Origin of the sequence: Armatimonas sp. (assembly GCF_031410135.1) — a bacterium.
GTDB lineage: Bacteria > Armatimonadota > Armatimonadia > Armatimonadales > Armatimonadaceae > Armatimonas.
The window spans coordinates 1-7,608 of record NZ_JANNYP010000222.1; the positions used below are offsets into that span (position 1 = coordinate 1).

Here is a 7,608-nt window from a genome sequence, read left to right on the forward strand (position 1 = left end):
AAAACAGCGCCGCGCCGCCCCACTTGCGCTTTTTCTGTCAGAGAAACCAGCCCGCCAGTAGCAGTGCGCTCCAGGCATAGACCACACGAAAGTGGGAGAACAGATCGAGAACCCAGTTCCAGCGCCCCAAGAATCCGAAAACCGTCGCTGCACTCAGCCCGACGCAGAGCGTGGGTAAAAACCAACTTGGAAGACGCAAGTGCTTTGTCATTAGAGGGTTGAGCATCAGCGGCGGGGAGAGGTCATCATGGTATTCTGCGCCATTCTTTGGGGAAGAAGTGATGGATAAACTGGTCTCCCGCAAAGCGATCCGTCATTCCTGCAATGTAGTCCAGAACGACTAAGGCGCGATCAGACGCCTCCATCGAGGTATCGGCGCGGTTCTCAGGCATCTGCTCAGGGAACTCCATGTAGAGCCGGAAGAGCTGCTTGAGAAGTGCGGTACCTTTAGACAGCTCGGCCTTGGCGGCGTTTTTATGGACATAGACATTGGAGAACATGAAGTCTTTGAGGCGATTCGTAACAGACAAATACGGCTCGCCCATCGTGACATAGGGCTTGTCCAGAGAACACTCGATTACGTTCTGCACCATGGTTGAGATGCGCTCGCCGTGGGTGCGCCCCAGCACTTCGTAGACCTCGCTGGGAATATCTTGAGGACGCAGCACGCCCGCTCGAAACGCATCGTCAATATCGGCGTTGATGTAGGCGACTCTATCGCAGATACGCACGCACATCGCCTCAAGCGGCGGATCGTCCTCGCCCGGCGGCTCGGGGGCGGTGTTGTCAAAGAGATCAGCACGGCCCTTGGAGTGTTTCACAATACCCATCCGCACCTCGTGGGTGAGATTGAGCCCCTGGCCGTTTTTCTCTAAGACATCCACCACGCGTAGACTCTGCTCGTAGTGCAGAAAGTGCATCTCAGGGTCGTACTCGCGAACCACGTCGTCCAGCGCCTGCTCGCCCTCATGGCCAAACGGCGGGTGCCCTAAGTCGTGGGCCAGTGCAATCGCCTCAGCCAGGTCCTCATTGAGCCGAAGCGCCCGCGCCACCGTGCGGCTGATCTGCGCCACTTCCAAAGTATGCGTCAGGCGCGTTCTATAGTGGTCTTCTTCGGGGTCGAGAAACACCTGCGTCTTGTGCTTGAGCCGACGAAACGCCTTACAGTGAAGCACCCGGTCACGATCCCGCTGGAACGCCGTACGGATCGGATCAGGCTCCTCAGCTCGCAAGCGCCCCCGTGAGTCTGCCGATTTGGTTGCAAACTCCGAAAGAAACTCTCGCTCCCACTGCTCTGTTCGCTCCCGAATTGTCATGGTAAGTTAACCTCTTTATTCATAGTACCTCAGCCTGATACAATACTTTTATGCCCGTTGCCGAACATGCTACGCAACCTTCGACGATGCTGACACCCGCTCAGTACTTACTTCAGGAGCGCCTCGCAGAGACGAAGAGTGAGTACATTGATGGCGAACTGCTCCCTATGCCAGGTGTTTCTATAGAACATGATCGGATTGTTCGTAGCATTTTACGATCCCTAGAAAATCAGCTCTCCCCAGAGCACTACGAGCCTATGACCTCAGACATGCGTGTTCAGCTCTCTGAAACCCGTTATGTCTACCCTGATATTACCGTCGTCTGCGGTGAGCTGATCTTTATGGATGCAGACGTGGATACGCTGGCTAACCCTGCCGCGATCTTTGAGGTGCTCTCGGAGTCCACCAGCAACTTTGATCTTGGAGAGAAAGCCCGTCTCTATCGCCAGCGCGAGTCGCTCCAGACACTCTGTTTAGTGGCTCAGGATCACCCTTGGGTCGAAGTTTGGACGCGGGAAGAGGGCACCACGTGGCGCGTTCGTGAGTTCACGGGCCTTGATGCCTCGGCGGAGCTTCCAGCACTTTCCGTGATACTTCCCCTTGCCGAAATCTACAGTCGCATTGTCTTTTCCGTAGTCCCGTAGAGCCACCTGGCCGGGTATACTGGGTCGTTATGTCTTTGCGTATTCTTCTTTCCAACGACGACGGTATCTTCGCCCCTGGCATTCTCGCACTCAAGAAAGCCCTCGATGACGAGGGGTATTTGGTAACAGTGTGTGCTCCAGATCGGCCTCGCTCGGCGGCAAGCCATGCCATCACGCTACACAAGCCGCTTCGGGCGGTGGAGACGCGCCTTCCGGATGGCAGTATCGGCTGGGCCGTGTCGGGAACTCCTGCCGACTGTGCGCTACTGGGGCTGGATGCAATCTGTGCGGAGAGTGGCGTAGACCTGGTGATCTCGGGCATCAACCATGGCCCTAATCTCGGGTGGGACGTGATCTACTCGGGCACAGTGGCCGCAGCGATGGAGGCCGTTATTTTGGGCTTTCCCGCGATCGCTGTCTCGACCATCAGCTTTGGTACCGATCTGCACTACGACACTGCCGCTCGCTTTATCGCCCGGGAGCTGGTGCCTAAAGTCGTCGCCAACGGCCTGCCGCGCAACTCACTGCTCAATGTGAACGTGCCGAACTTGCCGGAAGACCAGATTAAGGGCGTCAAGATCGCCTCCAAGAGCGAGCGGCGCTACAAAGACCGAATGGAGAAGCGCCTCGACCCACGCGGCGGTGCCTACTACTGGCTCGGTGGCCTGCCCAGCGAAGAGCCCGCCCCCGAAGGCACGGACAGCGCTGTCACCGCCGAGGGCTACATCGCCGTCACGCCGCTACACCTAGACATGACCTCCTACAGCCTCATGGAAAAGATGCGCGGCTGGTTTTAGCCTATGCTGTCGCTAGTGCGGCGATGGGATCGACGACGATCCTGTCGCCGATGATCTCGGTGATCTGGACTTCGATGCCGGGTTCTAAAAAATCGCCCTCGGTGACGACCGTAAGCTGGCGACCTTCGATGACGACAACCCCGACGGGCCGGAGCGGCGTGGCGACTTGGCCGCGCTTACCGAGCCAGTCTTGCGGGAGATCGCGGACGAACTCTGCCCCGACGGACTGGGCGTAGAGCTCGCGGCCAAGCTGCTTCCAGACGGGAGACTTGGGCAGATAGGCAAGAAAGGTGACGACGGAGAAGACCGTGACGGCAGCGGCGGTGGCAAGTGAGAAAGCACTATTAAGGTGCTTGGGGCCATCGCTCAGAGATAGATAGATCCCCCCAAAGATCAGACCAAAGCCAACAAACGCCGCGATTCCTCGACCAGGCAGCAGGTGTGTCTCGACCAAAAGTAGCGCGACACCGCCAATCAGCACGAGAACTCCCACTCCACTGACGGCATGGGCGAGCAGCACCAGTGCGAAGAAGACCACACTCAGGTTGCCCGTCAGTCCCCAGGTCAGCGGCGTGAGCATCTCGTGAAAGAGCAGCAAGCACGCCGCTACCAGCAGCAGAATTGTCACCCAAGGCTGCGCGATAAACGCCTCCGCCTGTGCCCACCATGCCAGAAACCCCACCCTAGGCCTCCTCCCCCGAGGTTAGTGAGCCGGGCATGACATACTTGCGCATCTTGGTCTCCGTGTTTAGTGCTACGGCGTGCGTGAAGAGAATCGCCCCGGAGGCAAAGTTCGAGAGAAACCGGGTGCCACGAAAGCGCCACCTCGCAAACAGTCCCATGCGCTCCTCAAGCTGGTGCTCAATTAACTTGGGCTCCAGCTCTGGCCAGACATCAATCACGGGCTCGCGCTGTGGGAGCTTGTGAAGAAGTGCCAAAACCTGAGAGAGTTCCTCGGTTTCCCGTGCCAGAGACGGATCGCTCTGCATCGCTCTTTCAAACTCTTGTCGCTTCTCTGCGGAAAGAGCCCCGTCAAGAAAATCGGGGAGCGTGTCATAGTCGAGTTGCTTGCTGTTCATAATATCCCTACGGTTCATCGTCCGATCCCCCCGTCTAGTAGAGCGAGGTGTGGCTGGAAGCGCTTCTTAAAGACTTGCCGGGCTCGGTGTATCTTAGACTTCACATTCACGATAGAAAGTTGCGTCACCTGCGAGATTTCATCGTAGCTAAGCTGTTCAAAATCTCTCAGTATCAGTAGCATTCTCGGTTCGGCGGGCAGTGTTGCCAAGACCTCATCCACCACACGCTGCAATTCACGTATCTCAGAGATGCGGGCGACATTCATGCTCTCGTCAATCGGCTCGTTGCCAGGGTGATCGTCCTGCGCTTCTTCCAGCGAGCCTTCGGATAAGACATTTTTATGGCGCAGATGGTTCAGGCAGGTATGGCGTGCGATCGTATAGAGCCATGTGGAGAACTTGGAGTCTCCCCGAAAGTTCTTTATGGCCTTAAATACCCGCAGAAAGACTTCCTGCGTAATGTCGTAGGCCTCTTCTCCTCGAACCATGCGCGTGATCATGTTGAAGATGGGGGTCTGGTACTTCCGAAAAAGCACCTCAAAAGCCGCCAGTTCTCCCGCGTTGACGCGCCGAACCAGAGCCAAATCCGGGTCGGGCGCTCGTAGCGTCGTCCCGCCTACCCCCGTATTTACCCCAGGGGCCAGTGTCTGTCCTTTACCACTTCTTAACACCTGAATCGCATCCATCTTCCTCTCCGTATCGAGGTGGTGTATTTCCTCGGACACGCGAGCGGCACATAGGTTGCACACATTAAGAAAAAAAGTATGCTTCCACCGATAAAAAATATCGCCGACTTTTTTAGTCGGAGGTATTGCTCCTCGGGTGAGTATCTGATACATTGTACTGGTCTCTGAGGCGTTTGGCTCATGCAAGAAGAGAAAATTATAGATTTAGAATGTCCGGAAACGGAAGAAGTATGCAGTCTTTGCTGCCTCAAGCAGGGAAGCCGCGGTCACGTCCTGAGTGTCAGTGGCCCGAACCGCTGCCGCCTCATGGAGCTGGGCTTCACCAGTGGTGCTGAGGTCAAAGTCGCCCGCAAGGCTGCCTTTGGTGGTCCTATTGAGATCGAGCTTCGCTCGTACCGCCTCTCGCTTCGCCGTGAAGAAGCTGAAGGAATTCGTGTCGGCGTAGACGCCGACACCCCGAGCTCGTGAGCCTGCGCTTCGCTCTTGTCGGAAATCCCAATAGCGGCAAGACCACCCTCTTTAATGCCCTGACCGGCCTGCGCCAGAAAGTGGGCAACTACCCAGGTATCACGGTAGAGCGCAAAGAAGGCACTCTCGCACTTCCTGATGGCTCATCGGCAACTCTCATTGACCTGCCGGGGCTCTACTCTCTCACACCACAGTCCCCCGACGAGCTTATTGCTCGCGATATTTTATTAGGCTACCGTGCCGATACCCCCAAGCCGGAAGTGATTGTCAATGTGGTGGATGCCTCGAACTTAGAGCGCAATCTCTATCTGACGAGCCAGCTTGCCGATCTGGGGCTCCCGCTGATTGTCGCTCTCACGATGGGCGATACGGCAGCGCGACGCGGGGTTGAGGTGGATGCGGAGGTGCTGAGCCAGGAGCTGGGAATCCCGGTTATCCCAATCCATGCCGCCAGCCGCGCGGGTCTGAGTGAGCTACGCAAAGCGCTGATGTCCTCCCTTGGTGTCCCGCCCCCACGCCGCTGGCTCCTCCCACCCAGCGTGGAGGAAGAGGCGAAAGAGCTTGCGGAGCTGCTAACAGCGCAGCATCAGCTTGCCCCGGAGACCGCGTTCTCCGAGGCGGTCTTGCTACTGGGGGCGACGGTCCCGCCCAAGACCACGCGCTGGAGTCCCGAAATTCTGGCGCACCTGCAGGGCGACCACGAGCGTCTGACCCGCGAGGGCCACGACACGACCACGGCCATTGCGGAGGCACGCTACGGCGAGATCAATCGCATTGTCGCCCACGCTGTCCGCCGCGCCGTCACGCCTCCTATCACGACAACAGAGCGTATGGACCGGCTCTTTCTGCACAAGTTCTGGGGCTATGCGATCTTTCTGGGCATCCTGGCGATCCTCTTCCAGGCTATGTTTACCTGGGCGGAAGTGCCCAAAGGCTGGCTGGAGTCGGGAATTGCGGCTTTTTCTGGGTGGATTCAGCACGTGATGCCCGCCGGGGCGCTGCGGGATCTTCTTACCGAGGGAATGCTCAGTGGCGTGGGGACGACAATCACGTTCCTGCCACAGATTCTCCTGCTCTTTTTGTTTATTGCGCTTCTCGAAGACACGGGCTATCTTGCCCGCGCGGCGTTTCTAATGGACCGCCTGATGAGCCGGGTGGGCCTGCACGGGAAGTCGTTTATCCCGCTCCTCTCCAGCTATGCCTGCGCCATTCCGGGAATTCTGGCCACCCGCACGATTGAGTCGCATAAAGCGCGGCTACTCACAATTCTGGTGGCTCCCCTGATGAGCTGCTCGGCGCGTCTACCTGTGTACTCGTTGCTGATCGCAGCGTTTATCCCTAAGACCACACTCATTGGCTTTTCGATGGGGAGCCGCTCCTTTGCACTCCTCACGCTCCAAGGAGCAGTTCTTTTCTCGATGTACGCGCTGGGCACACTAGCCACTTTTCTCATGGCGGCGCTCTTTCATAAAACACTGCTCAAGGGCGAGGCCCCCGCGTTTCTCTTGGAGCTGCCCCCCTACCGCAAGCCGATCTGGCGGACGCTGGGCTTCCGGCTCTGGGAGACCGCATGGCAGTTCTTGCAGCGTGCCGGGACGGTGATTCTCGCTCTCTCGACTCTCCTTTGGTTTCTGGCAAGCTACCCCAAGGCCGCTCCCGACAGCCCCAAGTCCGTCGCCCTAGAGCAATCCTATGCAGGAAGGCTCGGTCATGTCATCGAGCCGGTGATCGCCCCGCTGGGCTTCGACTGGAAGATGGGCATCGGCGTGGTGGCATCGTTTGCCGCCCGCGAGGTCTTTGTCTCGACAATGGCGATCCTCTACCAAGCCGAGAACGACGACGAAGAACAGCAAGCCATGGCGCTGAAAGATCGGCTCCAGGGCGAGAAAGCTTACACGCCGCTGGTGGCAATCTGCCTGATGGTGTTCTATGTTCTGGCAATGCAGTGCATCAGCACGCTGGCAGTCGTCAAGCGCGAGACCAACTCCTGGAAGTGGCCGCTGTTCCAGCTCGCCTACATGACCGCGCTCGCTTGGACCGTCACCTGGCTCGTTCACCTCATCGGAAAGGCTCTGGGATATTAGCTATGCAAGATTTTCTGGTCTACGCTCTCGTTGTTTTTGCCGCTGCCTATCTCATGCGGCGGGCTTACCATCGCCTGAATTCCGGCGAGGGCGGCAACTGTCCTGGCTGTAAGGGCTGTGGCAAGCCAGAACCACCAAAGCTGATCCAGCTAGAGCGACGCGTCCCTAAGCGTTAACCTAAATCCATCGCTAGTGGTGCCAGGCAGCTTTGACGCTGGCAAAGAGCGGGAGATCGGTCTGGAGCAGGGCGATATTGCGCCGGACGCGGCCTCCCACAGGCGCGACAACGCGCAGAGAGTGACCGTGGGTCTGTAGTGTACGGTGGAGGTCGAGCAGCCAGCGGAGGCCATCGCTATCGGCCCAGGAGCAAGAGGCGTCCGAGGTGTCGAGTAAAACTTCGCGTACACCACTGCGCTCAATCTGTGCCAGGAGGGTAGTCGGGTCCGGGCCGCCCGAGAGGGGGGCATTACACCGCAACCATGCCGTGCGCCCCGCCGTGTGAATCGTGATCATGTTCGTCTTTGTTACCAATTT

Annotated in this window: 11 protein-coding genes; 5 read left to right on the top strand and 6 right to left on the bottom strand. The window is 58.0% G+C overall.

The window, feature by feature from the left end; translation table 11 throughout:
• Positions 1 to 37: 37 nt before the first annotated feature.
• Both RMO15_RS07895 and RMO15_RS07900 read right to left on the bottom strand, forming a co-directional pair.
• Entirely contained in the window at positions 38 to 211 is a 174-nt protein-coding gene (locus tag RMO15_RS07895) for a hypothetical protein (protein ID WP_309710206.1), read from the bottom strand.
• 34 nt (positions 212 to 245) lie between these two features.
• Entirely contained in the window at positions 246 to 1,316 is a 1,071-nt protein-coding gene (locus tag RMO15_RS07900; protein ID WP_309710209.1) for a deoxyguanosinetriphosphate triphosphohydrolase, read from the bottom strand.
• A 50-nt stretch (positions 1,317 to 1,366) separates the two neighbouring features.
• On the opposite strand from RMO15_RS07900, the gene RMO15_RS07905 reads away from it, so the two are divergent.
• Together RMO15_RS07905 and surE are read left to right on the top strand one after the other, a co-directional pair.
• Entirely contained in the window at positions 1,367 to 1,960 is a 594-nt protein-coding gene (locus tag RMO15_RS07905) for a Uma2 family endonuclease (RefSeq protein ID WP_309710211.1), read from the top strand.
• A gap of 29 nt (positions 1,961 to 1,989) precedes the next feature.
• Positions 1,990 to 2,757, top strand: coding sequence for a 5'/3'-nucleotidase SurE (surE, locus tag RMO15_RS07910; RefSeq protein WP_309710213.1), 768 nt, complete (start codon positions 1,990 to 1,992; stop codon positions 2,755 to 2,757).
• 1 nt (position 2,758) lies between these two features.
• Here the strand turns inward: surE and RMO15_RS07915 are convergent, their stop codons facing one another.
• Genes RMO15_RS07915 through RMO15_RS07925 form a run of 3 tightly spaced genes read right to left on the bottom strand, consistent with a single transcriptional unit; the run spans position 2,759 to position 4,522 of the window.
• Entirely contained in the window at positions 2,759 to 3,439 is a 681-nt protein-coding gene (locus tag RMO15_RS07915; RefSeq protein ID WP_309710216.1) for an NfeD family protein, read from the bottom strand.
• A gap of 1 nt (position 3,440) precedes the next feature.
• The gene (locus RMO15_RS07920; RefSeq protein WP_309710218.1) at positions 3,441 to 3,836 is read right to left on the bottom strand and encodes a hypothetical protein; all 396 of its coding nucleotides are present in this window, start codon (positions 3,834 to 3,836) and stop codon (positions 3,441 to 3,443) included.
• A gap of 14 nt (positions 3,837 to 3,850) precedes the next feature.
• The gene (locus tag RMO15_RS07925) at positions 3,851 to 4,522 is read right to left on the bottom strand and encodes a sigma-70 family RNA polymerase sigma factor (protein WP_309710221.1); all 672 of its coding nucleotides are present in this window, start codon (positions 4,520 to 4,522) and stop codon (positions 3,851 to 3,853) included.
• A gap of 180 nt (positions 4,523 to 4,702) precedes the next feature.
• On the opposite strand from RMO15_RS07925, the gene RMO15_RS07930 reads away from it, so the two are divergent.
• Genes RMO15_RS07930 through RMO15_RS07940 form a run of 3 tightly spaced genes read left to right on the top strand, consistent with a single transcriptional unit; the run spans position 4,703 to position 7,250 of the window.
• Entirely contained in the window at positions 4,703 to 4,990 is a 288-nt protein-coding gene (locus RMO15_RS07930) for a FeoA family protein (RefSeq protein WP_309710224.1), read from the top strand.
• Positions 4,987 to 7,074: a ferrous iron transport protein B gene (feoB, locus tag RMO15_RS07935; RefSeq protein WP_309710227.1), complete on the top strand. Its 2,088-nt coding sequence runs from the start codon at positions 4,987 to 4,989 to the stop codon at positions 7,072 to 7,074. The genes RMO15_RS07930 and feoB overlap by 4 nt, the downstream gene beginning before the upstream one ends.
• Before the next feature lie 2 nt (positions 7,075 to 7,076).
• On the top strand, positions 7,077 to 7,250 hold the full coding sequence (locus tag RMO15_RS07940; protein WP_309710230.1) for a FeoB-associated Cys-rich membrane protein: 174 nt from the start codon (positions 7,077 to 7,079) through the stop codon (positions 7,248 to 7,250).
• 13 nt (positions 7,251 to 7,263) lie between these two features.
• Here the strand turns inward: RMO15_RS07940 and RMO15_RS07945 are convergent.
• On the bottom strand, positions 7,264 to 7,608 hold a 345-nt coding region (locus RMO15_RS07945), incomplete at its 5' end, for a hypothetical protein (RefSeq protein WP_309710235.1).